The following is a 25,934-nucleotide window of genomic DNA, read 5'->3' as shown; positions in this document are numbered from 1 at the left end:
AGGATGTCGAACTGCCGGGCAGCTTAACACCCACCTGTCCATCTTCCCGAACCGTGCAATCGCGTTTCGGGTTAGCCTCGATCAGGTGACCACACCGCACCCGTCCCAGTGGGATTTCGACGCCCTCTACCGCGGTGAGAGCCCCGCCGCGGGAATCCCTTCCGTCACTACCGTGCCTTGGGACACCAAGGGCCCCAAGGAAAGTGTCGTCGCCTGGCAGGAGCAGGGCCTGGTCACCGGCGATGTCCTCGACATCGGCTGTGGGCTCGGCGACAACGCGATCTACCTGGCCCAGCACGGCCATCACGTCACCGCTCTCGATATCTCGCCGACCGCGCTGATCACCGCCGAGCGCCGGGCCGCCGACGCCGGCGTCGACATCCGGTTCGCGGTGACCGACGCCACTGAACTCACCGGCTACCAGGACGCGTTCGACACCATCGTCGACAGCGGGATGTTCCACTGCCTCGACGAGGACGGCAAGCCCGCGTACGCCGCCGCGGCGTACCGTGCCGCACGGCCCGGCGCGCGGCTGCTGATCGCCTGCTTCTCCGAGGCCAACGACGACGCGATGCGCGGCCAGCGCGCGGTCAGCGAATCAGCTGTGCGCAGCATTCTGGGCGGTGCCGGCTGGACCGTCAGCTCCCTGACGCCGACGACGGTGCATCGCCCCGACGGCGTCGACATGGGATTCTGGCTCGTGACGGCGCAGCGCCCGTCAGTAGACTCCCTCGGATGAATCTCGGGGACAATCGCAGTTCTGTCGTGCAGGCCGTGGACGCCGGGCTCTTGGCAGGCGCCGTCACTCTGGTCTGGCAACACGGGAATGTGGTGCAGGTCAACGAGATCGGTCACCGCGACGTCGAAGCTGAACTACCGATGCAGCGCGACACCATCTTTCGCGTCGCCTCGATGACCAAACCGGTGACGGTGGCGGCGGCGATGGCGCTGGTCGACGAGGGCAAGCTGGCACTGTCGGACCCGGTCAGCCGGTGGCTACCGGAACTGGCCGATATGCAGGTGCTCGTCGATCCGACCGGCCCACTGGACCGCACCGTGCCCGCACAACGGCCGATCACCATCGACGATCTGATGACCCACCGCAGCGGCCTGGCCTACATGTTCTCGGTCGTCGGCCCCATCAGCCGGGCCTACGCGAAGGTGTCATTTCGTCAGGACCAGGACCACTGGCTTGCCGACATCGCGAAGCTGCCGCTGGTGCACCAGCCCGGCGACCGACTGACCTACAGTCACGCCACCGACGTCCTCGGCATCATCGTCTCGCGGATCGAGAGCAAGTCGCTGCACACCGTGCTCACCGAGCGGATCTTCGACCCGCTGGGCATGGCCGACACCGGGTTCTACATCTCCCCCGACAAACGCGCCCGCGCCGCCACCATGTACCGACTCGACGAAGAGACCGGCCTGCACCACGACGCGATGGGCCCGATCCCGGTTACCGAACCCCGGTTCTGTCAGGGTGGGGCGAGCCTGGTGACGACCGTCGACGACTACCTGCGGTTCGCCCGAATGTTGTTGGGCGGCGGCGAAGTCGACGGAATACGGGTGCTGTCCGAGGAGTCGGTGCGGCTGATGCGCACCGACCGGCTGACCACCGAACAGAAGCAATACCCGTTCCTGGGGATGCCGTTCTGGGTGGGCCGCGGCTTCGGCCTGAACCTGTCGGTGGTCACCGATCCCGCCAAATCCGCACAGCTCTTTGGCCCGGGCGGGCTTGGCACCTTCAGCTGGCCCGGCGCGTACGGAACCTGGTGGCAGGCCGATCCGGCCAACGACCTGATCCTGATCTACCTGATCCAGAACTACCCGAACCTCAGCGCGCCCGGCGCCGCGGTGGCCGGCAACACCTCGCTGGCCAAGTTGCAGGGCGTACAGCCGAAGTTCGTGCGCCGCACCTACCAGGCGCTGGGGCTCTAGACCATCGCGATCGGCGAGATCGGCACGCCGACCTCGAGCGCACCGGCCAGTTCCCGGCTCACGTCGTAGTCGAACACCACGTGGCCGCAGATCACGTCGATGTCGCGCTTGGCCCGCTGTAGCGGATTGGTCAGGAAATGCGCACTGGCACCCGATGATTCGAGCAGGTCGGCGACGACGGCGCGGGACTCGTGCACAATGTGCGCGGCCGAAAGACGGGCCTGCGCACGTACCGACCGCGGGATCCGGACGCCGTCGGCGACCATGGTCTCGATAACCGCGACGGTGTCGCCCAGCAGTCCGCTCAGCGCGCGCAGCCGCACCCGAGCGTCGCCAAGGCGAATCTGCGCGGCGGGCTGCTGCTTCTGGGCTACCCCCGAGTAGGCCAGCACCCGCTCACCCAGACGGGTGGCGAACAGGTCGGCAACGTGCTCGGCGGCGCCCAGCGCCGGCATGGCCGCGAGCAAGGCCAGTGCGGGCACCATCGGCCAGCGGTAGGCACTCGCATCGTGCAGCGCCGCACCCGGCGCGGTGCCGCCGTAGATATCGGTGACCTTGACCAACCGATGGTCGGGGACTTTCGTGTCGGTGACCACGACGTCGTGCGAACCGGTCCCCCGCATCCCGTCGGTGTGCCAAACATCCTCCACCGCAACATCGTTGGCGGGCAGCAGCGCCAACGCCGGATACATCGCATCGTCTGGTCCACACAGGGCACCGACCATCACCCAGTCGGCCGCCATGATCCCGGTCGCCCACGACCATCGGCCGGACAACCGCACCCCGCCGTCAACCGGCACACCGCGCCCGGTCGGTGCCAGCGGCGCCGGGCACAATACCGGGCCGTCGGCGAACACCTCGTCCTGCGCCTGCTCGCCGAACAGCGCCAGCATCCAGTTGTGCAGGATGTAGAACCCGAGCGTCCAGGCGCTGGAGGTGCAGCCGTGCGCCATCCGGCGCACCGGATCCAGGATCGCGGGGAACGACGCCTGCTCGCCGCCGTAGCGGGCCGGCAACAGCAGCCGGGCCATGCCACTGGCCCGGAAGTCCGCGATGGTGGCGTCGGGAAGCCGGCGCAGGTCTTCGGCTTCGGCAGCCCGCTCGGCCAGACATGCCACGAATTCGTCACTGGCCGTCAGCACGACCCGACGCTACCATACCGTTTGGTACGGAAATTGGGACCTCAGTGCCGCAGCATGATGTCCAGGAAGCGTTGTTGCTGCGCAACGGCTTTGGCGCCGGGCGCCGCGGCCGACAGGTGCAGGAATCCGACGCCGGCCGCGAATGTCGCATCAGCCCGCACGTCGGCCTCCTCGGTGCTGAATCCGTCGTCCAGGTAGGCCTGGCGCACCGCACGGCGCACCCGCCGGTCGGAAGACGCCACCGCCGCGGCGACGTCGGCGTCCGAGCGCGCCCATTCCCGCATGGCCCGTTCCAGCATCCAATGCCGTTGGCCGAGAAGGACTCCCATCATCCGGGTGAGCCGCTCACGCGGCGAGAGTCCCGCACTCGCGGTGAACTCGGCGCGGTCGCTGTCGTGTACCTCGGCCCAGGTGTCCACCAACGCGGACCGGTAGGCGCCCAGATCGACGAAATGCCAGTAGAAGCTGCCCTTGGTGGCGCCGACCCGCTTGCAGAGCCGGTCCAGCGTCAGCCCCTTGGCGCCCTCGTCGGCGAGCAACGAGAATCCCGCCTCCACCCAATCGGTCGCGGCCAGCATGGCGGGGAGATTACGCCTCGGGCGCGGCGCCCCGGACCGCGGCGGAGGCCGCACGGATCTGCGGAGTGACCAGCATGATCTGGCCCAGCACGCCGTTGACGAAGCCGGGCGACTCGTCGGTGGACAGCTCCTTGGCCAATTCGACCGCCTCGTCGACGGCCACCGGCTCGGGAACGTCCTCGGCGTGCAACAACTCCCACACCGCCACCCGCAGGATCGCGCGATCCACCGCGGGCAGTCGCTCCAGCGTCCAGCCCTGCAGGTGGGAGGTGATCAGCTCGTCGACGTGAGCCGTGTTGGCAGCCACGCCCCTGGCGACGGTCACCGTGTACGGGTTCAACGCGGACACGTCGGAGTTGGACTCGGCAAGCGCGATGCGCGCATCGGCCACCTCGGCCGGGGTCAGCCCCTGGGCTTCGGCCTCGAAGACCAGATCGACGGCGCGCTTGCGCGCCTGATGCCGACCCTTGTCGGCCTTACGATCAGCCATTTAGGTGTTGACACGCCCTAGGTAGCTGCCGTCGCGGGAGTCCACTTTGAGCTTGTCGCCGGTGTTGATGAACAGCGGAACCTGGATCTCGGCCCCGGTCTCCAGCGTCGCCGGCTTGGTGCCCGCGCTGGACCGATCGCCCTGCAGCCCTGGCTCGGTGCTGGCGACCAGGAGTTCGACGGTCACCGGAAGCTCCAGGTACAGCGGCGCGCCCTCGTTGAACGCGATCTGGACCGGCATGCCTTCGAGCAGGAAATCGGACAGCCGGCCCACCAGCGGCTCCGGCAGCGGATGCTGCTCGAAATCCTCGGAGTCCATGAACACGAAGTCCGAGCCGTCCCGGTACAGGTAGGTGGCGTCGCGCCGATCGACGGTCGCGGTCTCCACCTTCACCCCGGCGTTGTAGGTCTTGTCGACGACCTTGCCGGAGAGCACGTTCTTGAGCTTGGTGCGCACGAACGCCGGGCCCTTGCCTGGTTTGACGTGCTGGAACTCGGTGATCTGCCAGAGCTGGCCGTCGATGTTCAGCACAAGGCCGTTCTTGAAATCGGCAGTGGATGCCACGGTCGGTCGTTCTCCTCGTTTATCTGGTCCTAGATGACCTGTAGTTCCTTGGGGAACCGGGTCAACAGTTCGGGGCTCCGCTCGCACACGACCAGGGTGTCCTCGATGCGGACACCGCCACGGTCAGGCAGGTAGACACCGGGTTCCACGGTCACCACGGAGCCAGCAAGCAGTGTACCGGCGGCCGCGGAGTTGATTCCCGGCGCTTCGTGGATCTGGAGTCCGACGCCATGGCCCAGGCCGTGGCCGAAGTGCTCGCCGTAGCCCGCGTCGACGATGACCTGCCGGGCCGCGCCGTCGACATCGCGCAGTTCCGCCCCGACGTCGAGCGCATTGCGGCCGGCCCGCTGGGCGGCCGCGACCAGCTCGTAGATCTCCCGCTGCCAGTCGGCCGCGGCGCCGAGTACGAAAGTGCGCGTCATATCGGAGTGGTAGCCGCCGACCAGCGCGCCGAAGTCGATCTTGACGAAATCGCCGCCGGCCAGCACCGCGTCGGTGGGCCGGTGATGCGGAATCGCCGAGTTGGCCCCTGTGGCCACGATGGTCTCGAACGACGGCCCGTCAGCACCGTGGTCGAGCATCAACGCCTCGAGTTGGCGGCCGACCTCCCGCTCGGTGCGCCCCGGGCGTAGGCCGCCGCCGTTCACCAGCTCGGCCAGCGCCGCGTCGGCGGCCTCGCACGCCAGCCGCAGCAGCGCGATCTCCCCGGCGTCCTTGATCTCCCGCAGCGTCTCGACGGTGCCGGAGGCCCGCACGAGCTCGGCGGCGGGCTGCTCGGCCAGTTCCCGAGCCAGGACGTCGAAACCGTCGACCGTCACGACGTGACTCTCGAACCCGATCCGGGCGGCTCCGTCGGCCACCGCCCGCCCGACCAGATGGCGTCCGCAGGCCCGTTCGATGACCGTTTCCACATCGGGCGCCTGCCGCGCGGCCTGCGTGCGGTAGCGCGAATCGGTGGCCAGCACCGTCGGCGTGTCGCCTGCGAACACCAGTAGCGCCGCATTCGAGCCACTGAATCCGGACAGATATCGGACGTTGACCAGGTCACTGACCAGGAACGCGTCCAGTCCCTCGGCGGCCAGCCGGGCAGCCAACCGGTCCCGACGTTGGGAATGTGTCACGGTCGCTGACGGTACTCGCTACCCTGACTAACCATGCATACGTGGTTATTGCGCGGACTGGCCTTCGCGGCCGGCATGGTGGTCGTCCGTCTCGTGCAGGGCACGCTGATCAATATCTACGAAACCAAGGCGGGACTCATCAGCATTTCGCTGGTGGTGCTGTTCGCGATCGCGTCGTTCATCTGGGGTCTGCTCGACGGCCGCGCCGACGCCAACGAGAATCCCGACCCGGACCGCCGCCGCGATCTGGCCATGACCTGGCTGCTGGCCGGGCTCATCGCGGGCGTGCTCAGCGGCCTGGTCGTCTGGCTCGTGTCGCTGTTCTACAAGAACGTCTACGCCGAGGGCCTGATCAGTGAGGTCACCACGTTCGCGGCGTTCACCGCGCTGGTGGTGTTCATCCCCGCCATCGCCGCGGTCGCCATCGGCCGCTTCACGGTTGACCGCAAGCGGCCCCCGCAGGAGCGACGCCGCGAAGACGGCACCCAGGCCGACGTGTTCGACGCCGCCCGCGAGGACGACCGGACCGGACCCATCGCCGGGCTCGGCACCCACGAGGCCGCGGCCACCGAAGAGCACACCTCCGCGGTGGCGACCGCCGAGCGCGACGAGCCGACCGAGCAGATCGACATGACGGGCAAAACCGACAAGTCGTAGGTTCGCCCGCCCAGACCGGCTAGATCGGGTCGATCGGCGCCCAGTCGCCGACGTCGAAGCCGTCGCCGCTCGCGGCGATCACCGGCGCGCCGTGCCCCGGATAGTGCGCGGGAAAGACCCTCGCATGGGCGTGGGCCGCCTCGGTGAACACCCGCCGGCGCGTGCCGCGTGCGGCGGCCGGGTCGACATCGAACGCACACGCGTCGTCGGGGCGCCGGATCTGGATCGGACAGTGCGTCAGGTCGCCGACGAACACCGCCGGACTGCCCGCGTCGAGCCACAGTACCGACGAACCGGGCGTGTGCCCGGCCGCCGGGCGCAGCCGCAGTGACGGACTGAGCTGCAGGTCGTCGGTCCACAACTGGATCTGATCGGTCACCGGAATCACGCTGTCGGCCAACACCGTTCGCATGCCGTCGTTCTCGCCCACTCCCCCGGGTCCGAAGAAGCGGTAGTCCGGCTCGGGCATCACGTAGCGGGCGTTGGGGAACGTCGGCACCCATCGGCCGTCGACCAACTGGGTGTTCCAGCCAACGTGGTCGGTGTGCAGGTGGGTGTTGATCACAATGTCAACGGCCGCCGGATCGAAGCCGGCCGCAGTGAACGCGCCGAGGAAGTCAGTCGACAAATGGTCCAGCGGCGGCATGTGCGGACGGTCGCGGTCGTTGCCGACCCCGGTGTCGACCACCACGACCAGACCATCGACCTCGAGCACCCACGACTGCATCGCGATCCGCCACTGTTCGGCCGCACGCTCCCAGAAGTGCGGCTCCAACAGATCGGCGTGGTCGTCCCAGGCCTGCGCCGGAGTGTCTGCGAACAACGACGTCCGCATCTGGATCTGAGTTTCGACGACGCGGGTGACGGTGGCGGCACCCACAGCCATCCGATTCCGCACCGCGGGCATCCCGGCTAGTCGACGGCGACGTCGAGGGTGGCCAGATAGCGCAGTGCCAGCAGGTAGCCCTGCACGCCGAGCCCGACGATCACGCCGGTGGCCACCGCACTCAGATACGAGTGATGCCGAAACTCTTCACGCGCATGCACATTGGAGATGTGCACCTCGATCAGTGCTGCCTTCAGCTCGGCGCAGGCGTCCCGCAGCGCGATCGAGGTGTGCGTCAGCGCGCCGGCGTTGAGGATCACCGGGTCGCCTGCGTCGGCCGCGGCGTGCACCCAGTCGATCAGCTGCGCTTCACTGTTGCTCTGCCGCACCACCGCGGTGAGCCCGAGTTCGGTCGCCTGCGCCTCGATCAGCATGACGAGATCGTCATAGGTGGTGCTGCCGTAAACCTCGGGTTCGCGGCGGCCGAGCCGATCCAGGTTGGGTCCGTTGAGGACCAGGACTGTTGTCATTTCGCCACCTCCGCGTAGGCCGCCGCCAGCAGCGCCGGGTCGGGACCTTCCAGCCGTCCGGGCTTGCCCAGTCCGTCGAGCACCACGAACCGCAGCACCCCCGAGCGAGTCTTCTTGTCGCCGGCCATGATCTCGACGAGTTCGGGCAGCACGCCGGGCTCGTAGCTGACCGGCAATCCCAGCGACGTGAGCACGTCGCGATGCCGCTTCGCCGTGGCGTCGTCGAGCCGGCCGGCCAGCCGGCCCAGTTCAGCGGCGAACACCAGTCCCACCGAGACCGCGGCGCCATGGCGCCACCGGTAGCGTTCCCGGCGTTCGATGGCGTGCGCCAAAGTGTGTCCGTAGTTGAGGATCTCGCGCAGCGCCGACTCTTTCTCGTCGGCGGCCACCACCTCGGCCTTGACGGCGATCGCCCGCCGGATCAGCTCCGGCAGCACCGACCCTGCCGGGTCGACCGCGGCCTGCGGGTCGGCCTCGATGAGGTCAAGGATCTTGGGGTCGGCGATGAAACCGGCCTTGACGATCTCGGCCATCCCGGCGACGAGTTCGTTGCGCGGCAACGTTTCCAGCATCGCGAGGTCGACCAGCACACCGGCCGGCTGATGAAACGCGCCGACCAGGTTCTTGCCCGCATCGGTGTTGATCCCGGTCTTGCCGCCGACAGCGGCGTCGACCATGGCCAGCAGCGTGGTCGGGACGTGCACGATGTCGACGCCACGCAGCCAGGTCGCCGCGGCGAACCCGGCCACATCCGTCGCCGCCCCGCCACCGAGGCTGACCAAGGCATCCTTGCGGCCAATTCCGATGCGGCCCAGCACTTCCCAGATGTAGCCGACGACGGCCAGATCTTTACCGGCCTCGGCGTCGGGAATCTCGATGCGGTGGGCGTCGATTCCCTTGTCGGACAGGTGCGCCCGGATGGCTTCGGCGGTCTGGGCCAGCACCGGCTGGTGCAGGATCGCCGCCTTGTGCCGGCCGGCGAGCAGCTCACCGAGCTCGCCGAGCAGGCCGGTGCCCACGATCACCGGGTAGGGCGGATCGACGGCGACCTCGATGGTCACCGGCGTGATGTCGGTCATTTGCGAACTCCGGCGCGGCGGGCGGCCAGCGCCGCCGGGGTGGCGGGCGTGACCGGGGTGGACTCCACCGGTGCATCCGGTGGTGTTGGGGTGGAACGCTTTTCGGTCGCCGACGGCGAGCGGCGCCACGGCGGCCTGCGCCGGCGGGGTGGCTGCGGGTTCTCCATCCGCGCGATGATGTGGCGCACGACGGCACCGGGGTTGCGGCGGTTGGTGTTGACCCGGATCGTGGCGACCCGCCGGTAGACCGGCACCCGCTCGTTCATCAGCGTGCGGTACTTCTCGGCGTGGTCGGGTCCGGCCAGCAGCGGACGGACGGTGTTGCCGCTGGTGCGGCGCACTCCCTCGGCCGCACTGATCTCCAGGAAGATCACCGTGTGCCCGGCCAGCGCGTCACGCACACCGGGTGTCGTCACCGCACCGCCACCCAGCGACAGCACACCGTCGTGGGTCTTCAACGCGTCGTGGACGACCTCTTCTTCGATACGGCGGAATTCGGTCTCGCCGTCGTTGGCGAAGATGTCGGCGATGGTGCGGCCGGTCTTCTCCTCGATCGCGGCGTCGGTGTCGAGCATGTCCACATCCATCGCCTTGGCCAGCCGCCGCCCGATGGTCGATTTCCCGGAGCCGGGCAACCCGATCAGCACGGCCTTCGGCGCCATCGTGCTACCCCGACACTCGCACTGGCGAATCTCGAGTGTCCGCGGGCATGAGCTCGGCCACCGACCGCAGGTACCCGTCGACGTTGCGCCGGGTCTCCGACAGCGAGTCGCCGCCGAACTTCTCCAGCACCGCGCGGGCCAGCACCAGCGCCACCATGGTTTCGACGACGACAGCGGCGGCGGGCACCGCGCACACGTCGGAGCGCTGATGGATGGCCACCGCCTCTTCGCCGGTGGCCATGTCGACGGTGGCCAGCGCCCGCGGCACCGTGGAGATCGGCTTCATCGCCGCCCGCACCCGCAGCGGGAGGCCGTTGGTCATGCCACCCTCAAGGCCGCCCGCCCGGTTGGTCGAGCGGACCACGCCGTCGGGGCCGGGGTACATCTCGTCGTGGGCCTGGCTGCCGCGCCGGCGGGCGGTCTCGAAGCCGTCGCCGATCTCGACGCCCTTGATGGCCTGGATGCCCATCACCGCGCCGGCGAGCTGGCTGTCCAGCCGGTTCTCGCCGCTGGTGAACGAGCCCAACCCGATCGGCAGGCCGTGGACGACGACCTCGACGACGCCGCCCAGGGTGTCGCCGTCGCGCTTGGCCGCCTCGATCTGCTCGATCATGTCGGTCTCGGCGGTCTTGTCCGAGGCGCGGACCGGGCTGTCGTCGATGCGGGCCAGATCGTCGGCCGCGGGCGGGGGTCCGTCATACGGCGCCGACGCGCCGATCGAGATGACGTGGGACAGCACCTCGACGCCGAGCGCCTGGCGCAGGAACGAGCGGGCGACGGTGCCGGCCGCGACCCGCGCGGCGGTCTCACGGGCGCTGGCCCGCTCGAGTACCGGGCGGGCGTCGTCGAAGCCGTACTTGAGCATGCCTGCGAAGTCGGCGTGGCCGGGCCGGGGCCGGGTCAGCGGGGCGTTGCGGGCTACATCGAGCTCGTCGGCGGCGACCGGATCGGACGCCATCACGGTTTCCCATTTGGGCCACTCGGTATTGCCGATCTCGATGGCGATCGGGCCGCCAAGGGTGGCGCCGTGGCGGACCCCGGCCAGCACGGTGACCTGGTCCTGTTCGAATTTCATCCGCGCGCCGCGGCCGTAGCCCAGCCGCCTGCGGGCGAGCTGGTCGGCGATGTCCGTCGACGTGACCTGCACACCGGCGACCATGCCCTCGACCACGGCTACCAGCGCGCGGCCGTGGGATTCACCGGCAGTCGTCCATCGCAACACGCGTCCCATCTTCCCACGCCGGTCACGGCAGACCAATTTGCTTTCCACCGGCCCGCGACGCGGCGGGGTGTCCGGCACCCGTGCGGCGGGTAATCGGAGTCAGCAACCGCACCGAAAGGCATCGATGACCACGGCACGACTACGCACCGACCGAGGCGACCTCGACCGAGCCCGACGCACCGTGGATGCGGTGTCGGCGGCCTTCTCCGCGATCGTCGTCGGCCAGGACAACCTGCGGGAGTCCCTGCTCATCGGGCTGGCCGCCGGGGGCCACGTGCTGATCGAGAGCGTTCCCGGGCTGGCCAAGACCACCGCCGCGCGGGTCGTCGCCGAATCCATCCACGGCGGCTTCCAGCGCATCCAGTGCACCCCCGACCTGCTGCCCAGCGACATCATCGGCACCCAGGTGTACGAGGCCGCGACCAATTCGTTCGTCACTCAGCTGGGCCCGGTGCACACCAATGTCGTGCTGCTCGACGAGATCAACCGCTCCAGCGCCAAGACTCAGAGCGCCATGCTCGAGGCGATGGAGGAACGGCAGACCACGATCGCCGGCACGGTCTACTCCATTCCTGAGCCGTTCCTGGTGGTCGCGACCCAGAACCCTGTCGACCAGGAGGGCACGTATCCACTGTCGGAGGCGCAGACCGACCGGTTCATGCTCAAGGACGTCCTGGCCTACCCGTCGGTGACGGAGGAAGTCGAGATGATCCACCGGATGGACGCCGGCCTGTACGACAAGGACCGCCGTGTCGGTGCCGTGATCGGCCTCGACGACATCCGCAACCTGCAGGAGGTCGTGCGCGGGGTGCAGCTGGATCCGGCACTGATGCGCTACGCCAGTGAGCTCGTCGCGGTCAGCCGCGACCCGCAGCAGTACCTGCAGCCCCAGCTGGCCCGGCTCGTCGAGTACGGCGCCAGCCCGCGCGCGACGATCGCGTTCTGCCGGGCGGCTCGCGCGCTGGCGGTGCTGTCCGGACGCGGGCACGTCATCCCCGACGACATCGCCGGCCTCGCCCATCGCATCCTGCGGCACCGGCTGATCCTGGGCTTCGAGGCGGCCGCGTCCGGCATCACGGCCGAGACCGTGATCGACGCCATCCTGCACTCGGTACGGGTGCCCTGAGGCCGGCGTGGGTCAGCATCTCAATCAGGCCATCCGGCATTTCGGCCGCGACACCCGAGGGCTTCTCGAAGGGGGCCGCTACGCGCTGCTGCACTCGCGCAGCATGGAATTCGACGACCTGCGGCCGTACGTGCCTGGCGACGACGTCCGCGATATCGACTGGAAGGCCACTGCACGATCGGGCTCCGTGCTGATCAAGAGGTTCGTCTCAGAAAAGCACCACAAGATCCTGCTGGTGGCCGATGCGGGCCGAAACATGACCGCGCTCGCGGCCGGCGGCGAGACCAAACGTGATGTGGCGGCGGCGATCCTGGGTGCGTTCGGGCTGATCACGCTGGGCCGCTCCGACGAGATCGGGATGGTCTACGGCGATGCGCGGGGTTCGGTCAGCATCCGCGCAGGCCGCGGGGAAACCCACGTCGAGGCCCTCCTCGACCATTTCTACCGGCACACCACGACCAGCCCGGGAGTCAGTGATATCGAGAGTCAATTACGTTATGTGGCAACGCATTATCGGCGTCGAATGCTGGTCATCGTGGTGTCCGACGAGCCCGACGTGGACACTCGGCTCAGCGAGGTCACCGGGCGGCTGGCCGCCCGCCACGACGTGTTGTGGGCGATGGTGTCCGATCTACCCGCGGTCAGCGGCGAGCTCGACGGCTACGACGTGAGCACCGGCGCCTTGGTGCCCAACCGGACGCGACTGGGCCGGCGGGTCGAGGCCGCCTACCGGCGCGCCGAACAGCAGCGGCGGGCGCGACTGGAGGCATTCCTGGCTGATCACGCCATCCCGTTCACCACGATCGGCCGCAGCGACGAGATCCGGCCCCGACTGACCGCGATGGCGGAGGTGTTCGCCCGTGCCGGGTGACCTGCTGCGCTATGTCGGCGGCCCGACCGCCTATCTGTCGTGGTGGCCTTGGCTGGCAGCAATCCTGCTGGTGGCCGTGATCGGCTGGTACACAGCTGTTTTCGTGGCGACCCAGCCGACCTCCCGACTCCGGCAGATCCCCGCACTGCGGGTTGTACACGCCCGGCTGACCCGCAGGCGGTTTGCCGGCGGCATCCGGCACATCGGTGAGCAGCGCCGGCGCGGGCAGCTCTCCGATGCGCAGGCCTACGACCAGATGAGTCATACCGTGCGCAGCTTCCTGCACCAGGCGACCGGAGTCGGGGCGCAGTACCTCCACGTCGACGAGATCGCCGCCGGCGATCTCGCGCCGGCCGCCCCGCTCATCGCGGCGCTGCGCGACGCGCGGTTCGACACCACCACCGATGCCGACCCCGACCAGCTGGGCGCTCAGGCCGAGGAGTTGATCCGGTCGTGGACCTGAGGTGGTGGCCCGTCGCACTCGCGGGGCTGGTCGGCCTGCTCGTGTGCGTGGCCGTTGCGGTGGCCCTGCCCAGCGCGCGGGCCGACCGGCGGCTGCGGCCGCTGGCGCACGTCGACCGGCTCACCGGCCTACCGGAATACGCCCGGATCCGGCGCCGGGAAACGCTGGCGGCCGCTGCGACGATCACCATGCTCGTCGTCCTGTTCGGCACCGCCGTGCTGACCGCAGCGCGACCGTCGGCCACCGGGCGGGAAATGGACGCGCTGCACCCCGAGGATGTGATGCTGTGCGTCGGCGCCCCGGTCACCGATGGCACCACCGCGCAGTTCCTCAACCACTTCGCCAGGAAGGCAACGACATTCGACTCTGAGCGCATCGGTCTGACATCCCCAACGGTGCGAGTGATGCCGTTGACCCGCGACTACCAGTACGCGGCGCAGATCCTCGGCGACTACGGGGCGCCCACCACCGAGCAGGCCGAGGCCTTCGCCAAAACGGTCGGTTATGCCGACTACGCCCCCACCGTGGCCGACACCCTCGCGCTGTGCATGACCGGTTTCGGGACCGCGCCGACAACCCACCGCCGGTCGTTGATCTACCTGGGACCCAGCACATTCGGGCCAGGTGATCAGCACGGGTTGTTCAGCGAGCAGCAGGTCGCCGACATGGCAACGCGGGCCGGCATCCAGGTCAACGCCATCGCGGGCGTGGACGTCACCGACTCGGCACAACGCGGTGAGGCCGAGCTGGCCGCGCTCGCCGAACACTCCGGCGGGCTGTTCTTCCGCTACCACGCCGCGGGGCCCGGGGGCTCGGATCCCACGCTGTCCGCCGATCTCGACGCGATCGGCGCCAACCCCGCGCCTGTCACCGGGCAACTGCCCGACGACCCCGACCCGCTGCTGCTCACCGGTCTCGCCGCCGCCGTCCTGCTGAGCATCGCGCTAATGGTGGCGCGACGGTGAGCGCGCAACCCGTGGTGCCGGCCGCGCTGCTGCTGGTGCTGGCCGCCGTCATCGTCGCCGCCCGCGCACAGACGCTGCCCGCAGTATTGGCGCACAGCGGCAGCCACCGGCGCACCGCGCTGTTGCGTTGGATCGCACCCACATTGGCGATGCTGCTGCTGGTGGTGGCGGCCGCCCGCCCGGCGCTGGCCTCCCCCGCGCTGCCGCCACCCGACCGTGACGCGGCGAGCCAGGGCGAGAACGTGAACGTGTTCTTCGTCGTCGACCGCTCGGTGGACTCCCGGGTCGAGGACTACGGCGGGGCATCGCGAATGTCGGGGATCCGCAACGACATGTCCGCGATCGTCGATGCCTACCCGAAGGCGCGATTCGCGGTGATCGGCTTCGCCTCGGCACCGGAGATCGACTGGCCGCTGTCCGAGGACACGTGGAGTCTGAAGGCGGTGATCGCGGGGCTGTCGCCCTACGTCAGTGTGCCGCCCGACGCCGCCGCCCGCGTGGATGCCGGCGCTGCCGCCAATCCGCTTCGCTACCAACTCATCCAGGCCACCCAGCAGTACCCGGGTGCGCAGAACCTGGTGTTCTATCTCGGCGAGGGGGCCGGCGGGTCGACGGCGCCGCAGGGTACCTTCTCGGTCGGCGACCGGGTGTCCGGCGGGGCGGTCTTCGGCTACGGCACCCCGGCCGGCGGCCCGGTTCCCGGCGCGTACGTCGACGGAGCGGTGACGTATCTGTCCGACACACGATCCGGCGCGCCGCTGACCTCGTCGCTCGACGAAGCTGGATTACGCCGTGTCGCAGGTGAACTCGGCGTGCCCTACGTTCACCGCGACCCGGGCCAACCGGTGACCGCCGCCCTGCCGTCCAGCGGTGCCCAGGAATCCGCCCCGGCACCCGATCGCGTCGAGCTGTACTGGCTGTTCGCGCTGCTGGCCGCGATCCTGCTGCTGCCCGAGATCTACCTGACGACGCGCGAATTCCGTCGTGACCGCACGCCGCGGCGGCAGGCGTGACCCGCCCGGCCCGGCTGCGGCTGCGCCGGCGGCTCTTGGTGTGGTCCGCGCCGGTGGCCCTGCTGGCGGTGGTGGCGGCGATCAAGATGATCTCTGTTGCCCTGGCCGGAGAGTCGGCGGTGTCGCACTTCGCCCGCGGCGACGGTGCGGCACTGCACGCCGATGCGTCGATGCTGGGCGTCCTCAATGTGATCGAGCCGGCGAAGGCACCGTTCGCCGGCGGGGCCGCCGCAATGCTCGACGGCCAGCTCGGTGATGCCGACGCCGGCTTCTCGCGGGCGCTGGACAGCACCGCGTCCGACCAGTCCTGTCCGGTGCGGATCAATCTCGAGCTGGTCCGTGAGACGCAGGGTGACGTGGCGGCATTCGCGGGCCGGCCCGTGGATGCCGAGGAGCGCTACCGAAGCGCGCAGAGCATCATCGCCGACGCCCCTGCGGGCTGCTTCGCCGACAACGCCGATCCGCAACCCGACCGGCGTACTGTGCGGGCCGAGGCCAGCGCTCGACTCGAGTCGAAACTTGCTGCGCTGCAATCGGGTACCCCGCCACCTCCGCCGCTGAGTGCGGCACCACCACCACCACCACCGCCACCGGCCGGCGCGGCAGCCGCCGAATCGCAGCCGCCGCCACCGGCGATGGGCCGTTCGGGCCAGGGATTGTCCGATATCGCCCCGGATCGGCTGCCCAGTCCGGGAGCCCCGCCACCGCAGCCGCACCGACTGGGTGACGGCGATCCGCTGGACCGGCTGCGCCAGCTGCTTACCGACACCGCGTCATCGGGCAGCGACGCCGAGAACGGCTGACCGGGCCGGTCTGCCGCATGTCGCAGTGATCAGGTATCAAATACTGGTGAAATCCCCCATCGCGAACCTGGACGACTTCACCGCACTCGACCCGTTCTTCCGGATCATCGAGCGCGGACTCGAGGGACTCGTCGATCCGGGGCACTTCTTCGACCTGATGGCCGAGGACGTCCTCACCGAATACGTGGTCACCGTGCCGGGCTACCCCCGGCGCGTCGAGGGCCGTCACGAGCTGGCCGAGCTGTATCGGCCCTACGGGACCGCCATGCGCCTCGACCGCTGCTTCGACCTTGCGGTCTACCACGACGCCAAACAGAACGTCGCGGTGCTCGAGTACACGGCCGAAGGCCGCACGGTCCACGGAAACCGGCGCTACGCCAACCACTTCATCTCGGTGATCACAATCGGCGACCGCGAGATCGTGCGCTGGCGCGACTACCTCAACCCGGTAGCCGTCTTCAACGCGCTCGGCTGGCCCCAGAACTGAAACAACACAGCACTAAAGCACCACCAGCGCCGTGGCGGCCAGGCTCGCCACGCACATCGACGGGCCGTGGGGCACCGTCGCCGTCCGATCCCGCACCGCGATGACCGCGGCCAGCAGCGCCGTCAACATCGGCGCGCCCAGCGCCGCCAGCAGCCACACGTCGGGCCCGAACGCGCCCGTCAGGCCGCCAACACCGAGCGCAAGCTTGACATCACCGCCGCCCAAACCGGCCGGAATCGCAAGGTGCACAACCAGATACATCGCCGCCAAGCCGAGCGCACCGGCCAGGGCGGGCAGGCCGCGGCCACAACCGGCGGCAACCGCGAGGACCGCAACCGCCCCGGGCAGCGTCAGCGCGTTCGGCAACCGCCGGTGACGGATGTCGTACACCATCAGCGCCGCCACCCACAGCAGCACGACTCCGAACGCTGATGCGCGCATCGGCAGGACGTTAACCCAGTGCGGCGGCCATCTGCTCACGCGGCGCCGGCCGGCCTGTGAATTGTTCGACCTGACTGAAGGCCTGGTGCAGCAGCATCTGCACACCGCTGATCACCTCGCCGCCTGCGGCCTGCACGGCGGCGGCCAGCGGGGTGGGCCACGGGTCGTAGAGGGCGTCCAGCAGCACCGGGACCCCGGCGAACACCCCGGCGTAGGCAGCGGCCGCATCCGCGGGAATGGTGCTGACCAGAACGTCGGCGGTCGCCGCGATTTCCGGAAGCCGCGGATCGCTCAGGTCGCAGAACGTCGTGGTGACGTCGACGGCCGCACCGAGGTCCAGCAGCCTCCCGGCCTTGTCGCGGTTGCGGGCCACGACGGTGATCTCGATGGCCCCGAGGTCGGCCAGGGCCACGATGGCCGCGGGTGCGGTGCCGCCCGAGCCGAGCACGATCGCGTGCCGAAGATGACGAACGTGCCCGAGGGCACCGGCGACCCCGTCGATGTCGGTGTTGTCCGCGCGCCAGCCGTGGGCGGTGCGTACCAGGGTGTTGGCCGCGCCGACCAGTTCCGCACGTTCGGTGTGTTCGCCGGCGAACTGCAGGGCGGCGAATTTGCCCGGCATGGTGACTGAGACACCGACCCAATCAGGACCCAAACCCCTTACCACCGAAGGCAGTTCATCGGCCGTGCACTCGACGCGCTCGTAGGTCCAGTCGGTCAGGCCGAGTGCGCGGTAGGCCGCCAGGTGCAGCAGGGGCGATTTGGAATGCGCGACGGGCGAGCCCAGCACCGCCGCCCTACGCGCAGTCATCGCGCTCCGGCCCAATTGCGCTCTTCACTTCGTTCATCGCGCGGAGTCAAGCACGCCATTGCGCTTGGCCAGCTCGATATTCGCGAGGTGCTGTGGGTAGTCGCGGGTGAACAGGGTGGTGCCCTCGGTATCCACGGTGACGAAGTAGAGCCAGTCCCCCGGCTCGGGCCGCTCGGCGGCCGCCAGCGCGTCTTCGCCGGGCGAGCAGATCGGCGTGGCCGGCAGACCCTCCATCGCGTAGGTGTTCCACGGCGTCACCTGTGCCCGGTCAGCGTCGGTGGTGGCGACTTCCTGCCGATCCAGCGGGTAGTTGACCGTCGAATCGAATTCCAGCTTCTGCGGCACGGCCAACCGGTTGTAGATCACCCGCGCGACCTTCGCGAAGTCGTGCGGCTTGGCCTCACGCTGCACCAGCGAGCCGACGATCAGAATCTGGTAGGGCGACATGTTCATCGCCTTGGCGGTGTCCAGCAGCCCACCGGCGACGTAGTGGTCCGCACTCTGGCCGACGAGCTTGGCCAGGATCTCCTGCGGCGACGCCGACGGGTCGACGTTCCAGGTGCCCGGGGCGATCAGCCCTTCCACGCGGCGATGGTTCTTGCCCAGTGAGGTCACCGGTTGGGTCGCCCATTGCGGCACGTTCAACTGCTCCGGCGGCGCCTGCTCGGCCACCTTGCGCAGATCCTCGGCGGGCACACATTTCTGCTCGCCGTTCAGCGGGACGCAGGTGGCCTTGGAGATCAGGGTGAAGATGCCGTCGGTGACCTTGCCCGAACCGACCTCGGCCACATCGTCGAGCTGGCGGCCTTCGGGGATCACCAGCTTGCCCACCCGGTTGTGCGGGTCGGCAAGGCGTTGCACCGCAGCCGAGGCCGACATCTCGGTACGGACCACATAGAACCCGGGCTGGATGGCGGCGATCGCCGCGTTGTCCTTGGCGGCGTCCACGAAACTCTTGACGTTGGAGATGACGTTCTTGTCGCGCAGTGCCTGGGCGATCTGGGTGGTGGAGTCGCCGTCGTGGACCTGCACGACGACGTCGTCCTTGCCCTCGCCTGCGAAGTCACCGGAGCTGCTGAACAGCTTGCCGCCCAGGTATACCGCGGCGACCACCACGACAATCAGCAGGGCCGCTGCGGCGGCCCCGATCATCCTGCGGCGGTTACGGTTTCGCCGGGCGCGGACCCGATCGAGGCGACTCATCCGGCTCCGCGGCGGGCCTACCGCCAGCGGTGCCGAGCGGTCGTCGAAGTCGTCAGGCATCGTCACCTTCAGGCGTCATATTTCGGCGCTGGTCGAGCCAGCCCTGCAGAATCCCGACCGCGGCAGCCTGATCGATCACCCCGCGTTGGTTTTTGGCGCGCACACCGGCCTCCCGCAGCGATCGCTGGGCCACGACCGTCGTCAGCCGTTCGTCGGCCAGCCGCACCGGCACCGGGGCGATCCGCGCGGCCAGCGCGTCGGCCACCTCGAGTGCGTCCTGCGCCGATGTCCCGGCTCGGTCGGCGAGCGTGCGCGGCAGCCCGACGACCACCTCGACGACGCCGAGTTCGGTCACCAGATTGCTCAGCTGCCGCAGATGCCTGCCGGTTCGTTCCCGCCGCACGGTTTCCACCGGAGTGGCAAGGATGCCGTCGGGGTCACTGACCGCGACGCCGATCCGCACAGTGCCGACGTCGACGCCGAGCCGCCGACCCCGCCCGGGATCGTCTGCGCCGGGCCGGTCGGGCACACGGTTCTGTGCGGAGAGCACTGAGGCTAGCTCCGCGCGATCTCTGCGCGAACCGCCGCCAGTGCCGCATCGATTCCGGCCGCGTTCTTGCCGGACCCCTGAGCCAGGTCGGCCTTGCCGCCGCCCCGCCCGTCGACAGCCGACGAGATCTGTTTGATCAGCTCGTTGGCGCTGAGACCGGCGTCCTGTGCGGCCGGGTTCGTCGCGACCACGAAAGGAACCGTGCCTACCCCGTCTGTTTCGGGACCCTCGGAGATGAGCACCACAACACCCGGCTCGGAGCCCATCTTGCCGCGGATGTCACCGACCAGGGAGCGCAGATCACCGGCGTTCATTCCGGCCGACATCCGTTGCGCCACAAGACGGACCTTACCCACCTGCTCGGCGCCTGCGGCAGCGTTCGCCCCCGCCGCCTTCGCGCTGGCCAGGCGGATCTTGTCGAGTTCCTTCTCGGCGGTCTTGAGCTTCTCGACGAGGGTGGCCACGCGGGCGGGCACCTCTTCGGACGGCACCTTCAACGACGTGGCCAGGCCTGCCATCAGCGCGCGCTCCTTGGCCAGATGCCGGAACGAATCCAGGCCGACGTAGGCCTCGACGCGGCGCACACCGGAGCCGACCGAGGACTCACCGAGGATCGTGACCGGACCGATCTGAGCCGAGTTGTGTACGTGGGTGCCACCACAGAGTTCCAGCGAGAACGGGCCACCGATCTCGACCACTCGGACCTCGTCGGGATAGGACTCGCCGAACATCGCCATGGCACCCATCGCCTTGGCTTTCTCCAGCTTCTCGTTGAAGGTGTGCACCTCGAAGTCGGCCTGCACAGCCTCGTTGGTGACTTCCTCGACCTGAGCGCGCTGCTCGTCGCTCAACGCGCCCTGGTAGTTGAAGTCGAACCGCAGGTAGCCCGGGCGGTTGAGCGAACCGGCCTGAACGGCGTTGGGCCCCAACACCTGTCGCAACGCGGCGTGGACCATGTGCGTGCCCGAATGGCCCTGGGTGGCGCCGCGACGCCACTCGGGGTCGACGGCCGCGGTGACGGTGTCGCCCTCGACGAACTCGCCGGACTCGACGTTGATCCGGTGCACCCACAGCGTCTTGGCGATCTTCTGCACATCGGTGACGGCGGCCTTGGCCGCGCCGCTGCCGCCGATCCAGCCGACGTCGGCGATCTGTCCGCCGGACTCGGCGTAGAGCGGGGTGCGGTCCAGCACGATCTCAATACGCTCGGGAGCGTGCTCCCTGCCACCGTGGGCCACCACCGGCACCCGCTTGCCGTCGACGAAGATGCCGAGAATCCGGGCCTCGGAGGTCAGCTCGGTGAATCCGGTGAACTCCGTCGGCCCGGCGTCGACCAGCTCGCGGAAGGCCGACAGGTCGGCGTGGGCGTGCTTGCGGGCCGCGGCGTCGGCCTTGGCCCGGCGGCGCTGCTCGGCCATCAGCTCACGGAAGCCCAGTTCGTCGACGGACAAGCCGGCCTCGGCGGCCATCTCCAACGTCAGTTCGATCGGGAAGCCGTAGGTGTCGTGCAGGGCGAACGCCTCCGAGCCGCCGAGCACGGATTTGCCCGCGGCCCTGGTGGTGGCGGCGGCCTCTTCGAACAGCTTCGACCCCGACGCCAGCGTCCGGTTGAACGCGGTTTCCTCGGCCACCGCGATGCGCTGGATGCGGTCGAAGTCGGTGGCCAGTTCGGGATACGACGGGCTCATCGCGTCGCGGACCACGACCATCAGTTCGGCCATGATCGGCTGCTCGACACCGAGCAGCTTGGCCGCCCGGATGATCCGGCGCAGCAGGCGGCGCAACACGTAGCCGCGGCCCTCGTTGCCGGGGGTGACGCCGTCGCCGATGATGATCGCCGCGGTCCGGCTGTGATCGGCGATCACCCGGTAGCGGACGTCGTCCTCATGGCTGCCGGCCCCGTACCCGCGTGGCGCGACCGCGGCTACAACGTCAATGACCGGCCGTAGCAGGTCGGTTTCGTAGACGTTGTCGACGTTCTGCAACAGGCAGGCGATGCGCTCAATGCCCATGCCGGTGTCAATGTTCTTGCGCGGCAACGGGCCCAGGATCTCGAAGTCGTCCTTGCTGGTGCCTTCGCCGCGCTCGTTCTGCATGAACACGAGATTCCAGATCTCGATGTAGCGGTTCTCGTCGGCTTCCGGGCCACCCTCGACGCCGTACTCCGGCCCGCGGTCGTAGTAGATCTCCGAGCACGGACCGCACGGCCCGGGAATGCCCATCGACCAATAGTTGTCGGCCATGCCGCGGCGCTGGATGCGTTCGATCGGCAGGCCGGCGACCTCCTGCCACAGCTGCACGGCCTCGTCGTCGTCGTAGAAGACGGTCGCCCACAGCCGCTCCGGGTCGAAGCCGTAACCACCCTCGTCGACCGGCGCGGTCAGCAGCGTCCACGCCAGCTCGATCGCGCGGCGCTTGAAGTAGTCACCGAACGAGAAGTTGCCCGCCATCTGGAAGAAGGTGTTGTGGCGGGTGGTGATGCCGACCTCGTCGATGTCGGGGGTGCGGATGCATTTCTGGACGCTGGTGGCGGTCGCATACGGCGGCGTGCGCTGTCCGAGGAAGAACGGCACGAACTGCACCATGCCCGCATTGACGAACAGCAAGTTCGGGTCGTCGAGGATCACCGAGGCGCTCGGCACCTCGGTGTGACCTGCCTTCACGAAATGATCCAGGAACCGCTTCCTGATCTCGTGTGTCTGCACTGGCTTTCCTTGCGTTCGAGTCGGACGCTTCGACCGCCCCACATTACCGGTCGGAAACCTCCGCTCACCCAGGCAGGAAGCTCAGCCGGACCGATCGGCGCGGGTTGTCCCGATTCAGGTCGACCAGCACCACGCTCTGCCAGGTACCCAGCAGTGGGGAGCCGTCAGCCACCGGAAGCGTCACCGAGGGCGCCACGATGGCCGGCAGCACGTGGTCGGCGCCGTGGCCGGATGACCCGTGGGGTGCCGGTACCGGTCGTCGCGCGGCAGCAAGCGTTCCAGGGTGTCGAGCAGATCGTCGTCGGAACCGGCTCCGGTCTCGATCACGGCGACGCCGGCAGTGGCGTGCGGGACGAACACGTTGCACAGCCCGTCCCCGCGGCCGCGGCAGAACGACCGCACCTCGTCGGTGAGGTCGACGATCCGGCGCCGCGAGCTGTCGATGTCGAGCACGTCGCTGTCCACAATTCCCAGCGTAGGTGACGTGAAAGAAAACGCTGCCAAGTCATATCGAGGGGAGGAAGGTGGACAGAGCCGGTAGCGCCACCGGGGCGCTGCCCCGACTCGAAGGAGGTGGACCGTGCACGCACGCTCTACCACGTTTGACGCGCGCCCCGAATGTGTCGTCGACGGGATCGCCGTGTTCCGTGACGAGGTCATGCCGGCGCTGCAGGCCATGACCGGATGTGTCGGGATGTCCCTGCTGGCGGACCGGGAATCGGGCCGCTGCATCGCCACCACGGCCTGGGATGACGTCGAGGCGATGCACGCCAGCGCCGACCGGGTGCGCCCACTGCGCGCGCATGTGGCCAAGGCATTGGGGGCCGCCACCTCGGTGGACGAATGGCTGATCGCCGCGCTGCATCGCGACCACCGCTCGAAAGACGGCGCCTGCGTACGGGCCATCTGGCTCAAAGCCAGGCCCGACCAGTTCGGCCAGGCCGTCGAGTTCTATAAGACGACGGTGCTCCCGGAGATCGAACAGCTCGACGGGTTCTGCAGCACCAGCCTGATGAGCGACCGCACCACGGGCCGTGCGGTGGTCTCGACGACCTACGACAGCCAGGACGCGATGGAACGCAGCCGCGATGCGGCGAGGTCACTGCGGACCGCGCTGCTCCGCGATCTGGGCGCCGACCAGCTCGACGTCGGCGAGTTCGAACTGACGCTGGCACACCTGCGCGTGCCCGAAATGGCTTAGACCGGCACCGCTTCCACGACGCTGATCGGGGCGGCGGTTCCCACCACCCCGGTCATCCGGAATCCGGCCTGCGCCAGCAGCGACCGGTACTGCTCGGCGGTGCGCTCCCGGCCGCCGGCTTGCACCAACATCTCGAGGTCCACCCACTTGCCGATGAAGTCGCCGTCGTGATCCGGGATCACGAACTCGAGCAACAGAAGTGTGGCGCCGGGATCGATTGCGGCACGGACATTGCGCAGGATCGTCAGCGCCTGCTCATCAGCCCAGTCGTGAATGATGTGCTTCATCACGTAGGCGCTGCCGCCGGCGGGCACGGCCTCGAAGAACGAGCCGGCCTGCACGTCGACCCGCTCGGTCAGCCCGAATTCGGCAAGTAACTTGGGCGCCTTTGCCACGACGTCCGGCAGGTCGTAGAGCACGCCGCGCGCCGTCGGCGTGGCGCCCAGGATGGCCGCCAGCAACCGGCCGTGACCGCCGCCCACATCGACGATGGTGGCGTAACGGCTGAAGTCGTAGGCGGCGACCGCCGGTTGTACCGTCATCTCCGACATGCCCGTCATCGCGTCGTTGAACAACCCCGCGAATTCCGGGTCGTCACCGAGGTATTCAAAGAACTCCTTGCCGCGCAGTGACTCCACGACGGGCTTGCCGGTCCTGACCGCCTCCAGCAGGTGGGTCCAGTGCTCGCGCTGCTGGCGGGATCCGTAGAACAGGCCCGCCGCGCGCATCGGCGACCCGATATCGGATCGCAGTGTCTCGCCGAGAGCATTGAGTGCGTAGCGGCCGTCGCGGCCTCGCCGAAACACCCCGCGGCTGACCAGCGCTCGCATCAGCCGGTCCACCCCGTCCGGATCCGCGTCGACCCGCTTCGCGAGTTCAGCAGCAGGCAGCGGACCATCAGCCAACGCGTCGGCGATGTCAAGGGCGGACGCCACCTGGATGGCCTGTGACACCCATGTCCCCAGCACCAGTTCGAGCATCGCGATCGGCGGTGGCACCATGCGCCCGCTCAGTTGCGACAGGCGGAAGCGGATGCGCTCGACGAGCCGTACGACTCGTGCCGGTGGGACCTTGGCCTGCGCGGTCATGGATATCTTTCCCCTCGAGTGTGCTCAGCGCTTACGCCGGATGATCGCCCGCAGCTTATCCAGCCGGCCGGCGATCTCCCGTTCCGCGCCGTGGGTGGTCGGCTTATAGTAGTCGACCCCCGCCACCTCGTCAGGCGGATACTGTTGCGGTACAACACCATCCGGGTCGTCGTGCGGGTAACGATAGCCGACGGCATTGCCCAGTTTGGCCGCTCCCGCGTAATGCCCGTCGCGCAGATGGGCCGGCACCAGGCCGGCCTTGCCTGCCCGGATGTCGTTCATCGCGGCGCCCAGTGCGGTGGTGACCGCATTCGATTTCGGCGCGGTCGCCAGGTGCACGGTGGCGTGCGCGAGGGTCAGCTGCGCTTCGGGCATGCCGATGAGTGCGACGGTCTGCGCGGCGGCGACGGCGGTTTGCAGCGCCGACGGGTCGGCCATGCCGATGTCCTCACTGGCCAGGATCATCAGCCGGCGCGCCAGGAAGCGCGGGTCCTCCCCCGCGACCAGCATGCGGGCCAGATAGTGCAGCGCGGCGTCGACGTCCGAGCCGCGGATCGATTTGATGAACGCACTGATGACGTCGTAGTGCTGATCGCCGTCGCGGTCGTAGCGCACCGCCGCCTTGTCCAGCGACTGCTCAATGGTGTCGACGGTGACGTGCTCACCGGTTTCGGCGGCGACCTCCAGCGCGGTCAGCGCCCGGCGGGCATCACCGGCCGACAGCTGCACCACCAGCTCGACGGCGTCGTCGTCGACGGGGACGGCACCGCCCAGCCCGCGCGGGTCAGAAATCGCGCGCTGCACCACGGCGCGGATGTTGTCGGCAGTCAGCGGCTGCAGCTGCAGGATCAGCGAGCGGGACAGCAGCGGGGCGACGACCGAAAACGACGGGTTCTCGGTGGTGGCGGCCACCAGCAGCACGATGCGGTTCTCCACCGCGGCCAGCAGGGCGTCCTGCTGCGTCTTGGAGAACCGGTGCACCTCGTCGATGAACAGCACGGTCTGCTCGCCGTAGGCCGCCGCGCGCCGGGCGTTGTCGATGACCGCGCGCACTTCCTTGACCCCGGCGCTCAGCGCCGAGAGCGCCTCGAACCGCCGGCCGGTGGCCTGTGACACCAGCGAGGCCAGCGTGGTCTTGCCGGTGCCTGGCGGCCCGTAGAGGATGACCGACGCCGCGCCCGCACCCTCGACGAGCCTGCGCAGTGGCGAACCGGGGCGCAGCAGGTTCTCCTGCCCGACGACCTCGTCCAGGCTGGCCGGACGCATCCGGACCGCCAGCGGAGCCGACGTGGGCGCAGCCGAACTGAGCCGGCCTTCGTCACCGGGCACGTCGAACAGGCTGTCGGACACGCCCTCAGACTTACCACGTTCGTAATGTGCCACGTTCGTAATGTGGTC

At 69.0% G+C, this 25,934-nt stretch carries 27 protein-coding genes and 2 pseudogenes; 11 read left to right on the top strand and 18 right to left on the bottom strand.

Going from position 1 to position 25,934, the window contains the following annotated elements; genetic code table 11:
- Positions 1–85 precede the first annotated feature (85 nt).
- Together SLQ31_RS22540 and SLQ31_RS22535 are read left to right on the top strand one after the other, a co-directional pair.
- Complete coding sequence (locus tag SLQ31_RS22540; protein WP_319436347.1) at positions 86–739, top strand: class I SAM-dependent methyltransferase; 654 nt, start codon at positions 86–88, stop codon at positions 737–739.
- Positions 736–1,938: a serine hydrolase domain-containing protein gene (locus tag SLQ31_RS22535; protein WP_319436346.1), complete on the top strand. Its 1,203-nt coding sequence runs from the start codon at positions 736–738 to the stop codon at positions 1,936–1,938. Before SLQ31_RS22540 ends, SLQ31_RS22535 begins: the two co-directional genes overlap by 4 nt.
- Here the strand turns inward: SLQ31_RS22535 and SLQ31_RS22530 are convergent.
- The 5 genes from SLQ31_RS22530 to SLQ31_RS22510 are packed head-to-tail and all read right to left on the bottom strand — an operon-like array spanning position 1,935 to position 5,833.
- Positions 1,935–3,077, bottom strand: coding sequence for an acyl-CoA dehydrogenase family protein (locus SLQ31_RS22530; RefSeq protein ID WP_319436621.1), 1,143 nt, complete (start codon positions 3,075–3,077; stop codon positions 1,935–1,937). The genes SLQ31_RS22535 and SLQ31_RS22530 overlap by 4 nt on opposite strands.
- A 44-nt stretch (positions 3,078–3,121) precedes the next feature.
- Positions 3,122–3,658: a TetR/AcrR family transcriptional regulator gene (locus SLQ31_RS22525; protein WP_319436345.1), complete on the bottom strand. Its 537-nt coding sequence runs from the start codon at positions 3,656–3,658 to the stop codon at positions 3,122–3,124.
- A gap of 10 nt (positions 3,659–3,668) precedes the next feature.
- Positions 3,669–4,148 carry a transcription antitermination factor NusB gene (nusB, locus tag SLQ31_RS22520; RefSeq protein ID WP_319436344.1) on the bottom strand — a complete coding sequence of 160 codons (480 nt, stop codon included), beginning with the start codon at positions 4,146–4,148 and terminating at the stop codon, positions 3,669–3,671.
- The gene (gene efp / locus SLQ31_RS22515; protein ID WP_319436343.1) at positions 4,149–4,712 is read right to left on the bottom strand and encodes an elongation factor P; all 564 of its coding nucleotides are present in this window, start codon (positions 4,710–4,712) and stop codon (positions 4,149–4,151) included.
- Between the two features lie 29 nt (positions 4,713–4,741).
- Positions 4,742–5,833: a Xaa-Pro peptidase family protein gene (locus tag SLQ31_RS22510; RefSeq protein WP_319436342.1), complete on the bottom strand. Its 1,092-nt coding sequence runs from the start codon at positions 5,831–5,833 to the stop codon at positions 4,742–4,744.
- Positions 5,834–5,866: 33 nt separating this feature from the next.
- On the opposite strand from SLQ31_RS22510, the gene SLQ31_RS22505 reads away from it, so the two are divergent.
- The gene (locus SLQ31_RS22505) at positions 5,867–6,490 is read left to right on the top strand and encodes a B-4DMT family transporter (protein WP_319436341.1); all 624 of its coding nucleotides are present in this window, start codon (positions 5,867–5,869) and stop codon (positions 6,488–6,490) included.
- A gap of 19 nt (positions 6,491–6,509) precedes the next feature.
- Here the strand turns inward: SLQ31_RS22505 and SLQ31_RS22500 are convergent, their stop codons facing one another.
- From SLQ31_RS22500 to aroC, 5 genes and pseudogenes are all read right to left on the bottom strand, one after another.
- A complete protein-coding gene (locus SLQ31_RS22500) occupies positions 6,510–7,397 on the bottom strand; it encodes an MBL fold metallo-hydrolase (protein ID WP_413642768.1) in 888 nt (295 codons plus the stop codon).
- 5 nt (positions 7,398–7,402) lie between these two features.
- Positions 7,403–7,846 carry a type II 3-dehydroquinate dehydratase gene (aroQ, locus tag SLQ31_RS22495; RefSeq protein WP_319436340.1) on the bottom strand — a complete coding sequence of 148 codons (444 nt, stop codon included), beginning with the start codon at positions 7,844–7,846 and terminating at the stop codon, positions 7,403–7,405.
- Positions 7,843–8,925: a 3-dehydroquinate synthase gene (aroB, locus tag SLQ31_RS22490; RefSeq protein WP_319436339.1), complete on the bottom strand. Its 1,083-nt coding sequence runs from the start codon at positions 8,923–8,925 to the stop codon at positions 7,843–7,845. The genes aroQ and aroB overlap by 4 nt, the downstream gene beginning before the upstream one ends.
- Positions 8,926–9,074: 149 nt before the next feature.
- A pseudogene (locus tag SLQ31_RS22485) lies at positions 9,075–9,587 on the bottom strand (shikimate kinase); the annotation flags it as partial.
- 4 nt (positions 9,588–9,591) lie between these two features.
- Positions 9,592–10,809 (bottom strand): chorismate synthase, encoded by a 1,218-nt coding sequence (gene aroC, locus SLQ31_RS22480; protein ID WP_319436338.1) that lies wholly within the window; start codon positions 10,807–10,809, stop codon positions 9,592–9,594.
- A gap of 124 nt (positions 10,810–10,933) precedes the next feature.
- On the opposite strand from aroC, the gene SLQ31_RS22475 reads away from it, so the two are divergent.
- From SLQ31_RS22475 to SLQ31_RS22445, 7 genes are read left to right on the top strand one after another with little or no spacing between them, the layout of a single operon-like run.
- On the top strand, positions 10,934–11,935 hold the full coding sequence (locus SLQ31_RS22475) for an AAA family ATPase (RefSeq protein ID WP_319436337.1): 1,002 nt from the start codon (positions 10,934–10,936) through the stop codon (positions 11,933–11,935).
- Positions 11,936–11,942: 7 nt separating this feature from the next.
- Positions 11,943–12,806, top strand: coding sequence for a DUF58 domain-containing protein (locus tag SLQ31_RS22470; RefSeq protein ID WP_319436336.1), 864 nt, complete (start codon positions 11,943–11,945; stop codon positions 12,804–12,806).
- Positions 12,796–13,269, top strand: a complete 474-nt coding sequence (locus tag SLQ31_RS22465; RefSeq protein WP_319436335.1) for a hypothetical protein — start codon at positions 12,796–12,798, stop codon at positions 13,267–13,269. The genes SLQ31_RS22470 and SLQ31_RS22465 overlap by 11 nt, the downstream gene beginning before the upstream one ends.
- The gene (locus SLQ31_RS22460; RefSeq protein WP_319436334.1) at positions 13,260–14,234 is read left to right on the top strand and encodes a hypothetical protein; all 975 of its coding nucleotides are present in this window, start codon (positions 13,260–13,262) and stop codon (positions 14,232–14,234) included. The genes SLQ31_RS22465 and SLQ31_RS22460 overlap by 10 nt, the downstream gene beginning before the upstream one ends.
- The gene (locus SLQ31_RS22455; RefSeq protein WP_319436333.1) at positions 14,231–15,247 is read left to right on the top strand and encodes a VWA domain-containing protein; all 1,017 of its coding nucleotides are present in this window, start codon (positions 14,231–14,233) and stop codon (positions 15,245–15,247) included. The genes SLQ31_RS22460 and SLQ31_RS22455 overlap by 4 nt, the downstream gene beginning before the upstream one ends.
- Positions 15,244–16,050 (top strand): hypothetical protein, encoded by an 807-nt coding sequence (locus tag SLQ31_RS22450; protein WP_319436332.1) that lies wholly within the window; start codon positions 15,244–15,246, stop codon positions 16,048–16,050. Before SLQ31_RS22455 ends, SLQ31_RS22450 begins: the two co-directional genes overlap by 4 nt.
- A 46-nt stretch (positions 16,051–16,096) precedes the next feature.
- Positions 16,097–16,537, top strand: a complete 441-nt coding sequence (locus tag SLQ31_RS22445) for a hypothetical protein (RefSeq protein WP_319436331.1) — start codon at positions 16,097–16,099, stop codon at positions 16,535–16,537.
- 12 nt (positions 16,538–16,549) lie between these two features.
- Here SLQ31_RS22445 and SLQ31_RS22440 read toward each other — a convergent pair whose 3' ends face one another.
- The 6 genes and pseudogenes from SLQ31_RS22440 to SLQ31_RS22415 form a co-directional block, all read right to left on the bottom strand.
- The gene (locus SLQ31_RS22440; RefSeq protein WP_319436330.1) at positions 16,550–16,978 is read right to left on the bottom strand and encodes an A24 family peptidase; all 429 of its coding nucleotides are present in this window, start codon (positions 16,976–16,978) and stop codon (positions 16,550–16,552) included.
- Between the two features lie 10 nt (positions 16,979–16,988).
- Positions 16,989–17,789: a shikimate dehydrogenase gene (locus SLQ31_RS22435; RefSeq protein ID WP_319436329.1), complete on the bottom strand. Its 801-nt coding sequence runs from the start codon at positions 17,787–17,789 to the stop codon at positions 16,989–16,991.
- 33 nt (positions 17,790–17,822) lie between these two features.
- Entirely contained in the window at positions 17,823–19,052 is a 1,230-nt protein-coding gene (locus SLQ31_RS22430) for an endolytic transglycosylase MltG (RefSeq protein WP_319436328.1), read from the bottom strand.
- Complete coding sequence (gene ruvX, locus SLQ31_RS22425) at positions 19,045–19,542, bottom strand: Holliday junction resolvase RuvX (RefSeq protein WP_319436327.1); 498 nt, start codon at positions 19,540–19,542, stop codon at positions 19,045–19,047. Before ruvX ends, SLQ31_RS22430 begins: the two co-directional genes overlap by 8 nt.
- A 5-nt stretch (positions 19,543–19,547) precedes the next feature.
- Positions 19,548–22,247: an alanine--tRNA ligase gene (alaS, locus tag SLQ31_RS22420; RefSeq protein WP_319436326.1), complete on the bottom strand. Its 2,700-nt coding sequence runs from the start codon at positions 22,245–22,247 to the stop codon at positions 19,548–19,550.
- Positions 22,248–22,311: 64 nt separating this feature from the next.
- Positions 22,312–22,700, bottom strand: a pseudogene (locus SLQ31_RS22415) (secondary thiamine-phosphate synthase enzyme YjbQ).
- 127 nt (positions 22,701–22,827) lie between these two features.
- Here SLQ31_RS22415 and SLQ31_RS22410 point away from each other — a divergent pair.
- Entirely contained in the window at positions 22,828–23,448 is a 621-nt protein-coding gene (locus tag SLQ31_RS22410; protein ID WP_319436325.1) for a hypothetical protein, read from the top strand.
- On the opposite strand, the gene SLQ31_RS22405 is transcribed toward SLQ31_RS22410, so the two are convergent.
- Both SLQ31_RS22405 and SLQ31_RS22400 read right to left on the bottom strand, forming a co-directional pair.
- Positions 23,445–24,536 (bottom strand): methyltransferase, encoded by a 1,092-nt coding sequence (locus SLQ31_RS22405; RefSeq protein ID WP_319436324.1) that lies wholly within the window; start codon positions 24,534–24,536, stop codon positions 23,445–23,447. The genes SLQ31_RS22410 and SLQ31_RS22405 overlap by 4 nt on opposite strands.
- Before the next feature lie 24 nt (positions 24,537–24,560).
- The gene (locus SLQ31_RS22400; RefSeq protein ID WP_413642760.1) at positions 24,561–25,919 is read right to left on the bottom strand and encodes a replication-associated recombination protein A; all 1,359 of its coding nucleotides are present in this window, start codon (positions 25,917–25,919) and stop codon (positions 24,561–24,563) included.
- Positions 25,920–25,934: the final 15 nt, after the last annotated feature.

Source organism: Mycobacterium sp. RTGN5 (genome assembly GCF_033804465.1).
GTDB lineage: Bacteria > Actinomycetota > Actinomycetes > Mycobacteriales > Mycobacteriaceae > Mycobacterium.
This window is presented reverse-complemented; position numbering and strand designations above follow the sequence as displayed.

Bases quoted from the DNA above. Each gene is read 5' to 3' on its own strand.
- SLQ31_RS22535 (WP_319436346.1), top strand. From the start codon at position 736: ATGAATCTCGGGGACAATCGCAGTTCTGTCGTGCAGGCCGTGGACGCC.
- SLQ31_RS22525 (WP_319436345.1), bottom strand. From the start codon at position 3,658: ATGCTGGCCGCGACCGATTGGGTGGAGGCGGGATTCTCGTTGCTCGCC.
- nusB (WP_319436344.1), bottom strand. From the start codon at position 4,148: ATGGCTGATCGTAAGGCCGACAAGGGTCGGCATCAGGCGCGCAAGCGC.
- SLQ31_RS22505 (WP_319436341.1), top strand. From the start codon at position 5,867: ATGCATACGTGGTTATTGCGCGGACTGGCCTTCGCGGCCGGCATGGTG.
- SLQ31_RS22500 (WP_413642768.1), bottom strand. From the start codon at position 7,397: ATGCCCGCGGTGCGGAATCGGATGGCTGTGGGTGCCGCCACCGTCACC.
- aroQ (WP_319436340.1), bottom strand. From the start codon at position 7,846: ATGACAACAGTCCTGGTCCTCAACGGACCCAACCTGGATCGGCTCGGC.
- aroB (WP_319436339.1), bottom strand. From the start codon at position 8,925: ATGACCGACATCACGCCGGTGACCATCGAGGTCGCCGTCGATCCGCCC.
- SLQ31_RS22475 (WP_319436337.1), top strand. From the start codon at position 10,934: ATGACCACGGCACGACTACGCACCGACCGAGGCGACCTCGACCGAGCC.
- SLQ31_RS22440 (WP_319436330.1), bottom strand. From the start codon at position 16,978: ATGCGCGCATCAGCGTTCGGAGTCGTGCTGCTGTGGGTGGCGGCGCTG.
- SLQ31_RS22435 (WP_319436329.1), bottom strand. From the start codon at position 17,789: ATGACTGCGCGTAGGGCGGCGGTGCTGGGCTCGCCCGTCGCGCATTCC.
- SLQ31_RS22430 (WP_319436328.1), bottom strand. From the start codon at position 19,052: ATGCCTGACGACTTCGACGACCGCTCGGCACCGCTGGCGGTAGGCCCG.
- SLQ31_RS22405 (WP_319436324.1), bottom strand. From the start codon at position 24,536: ATGACCGCGCAGGCCAAGGTCCCACCGGCACGAGTCGTACGGCTCGTC.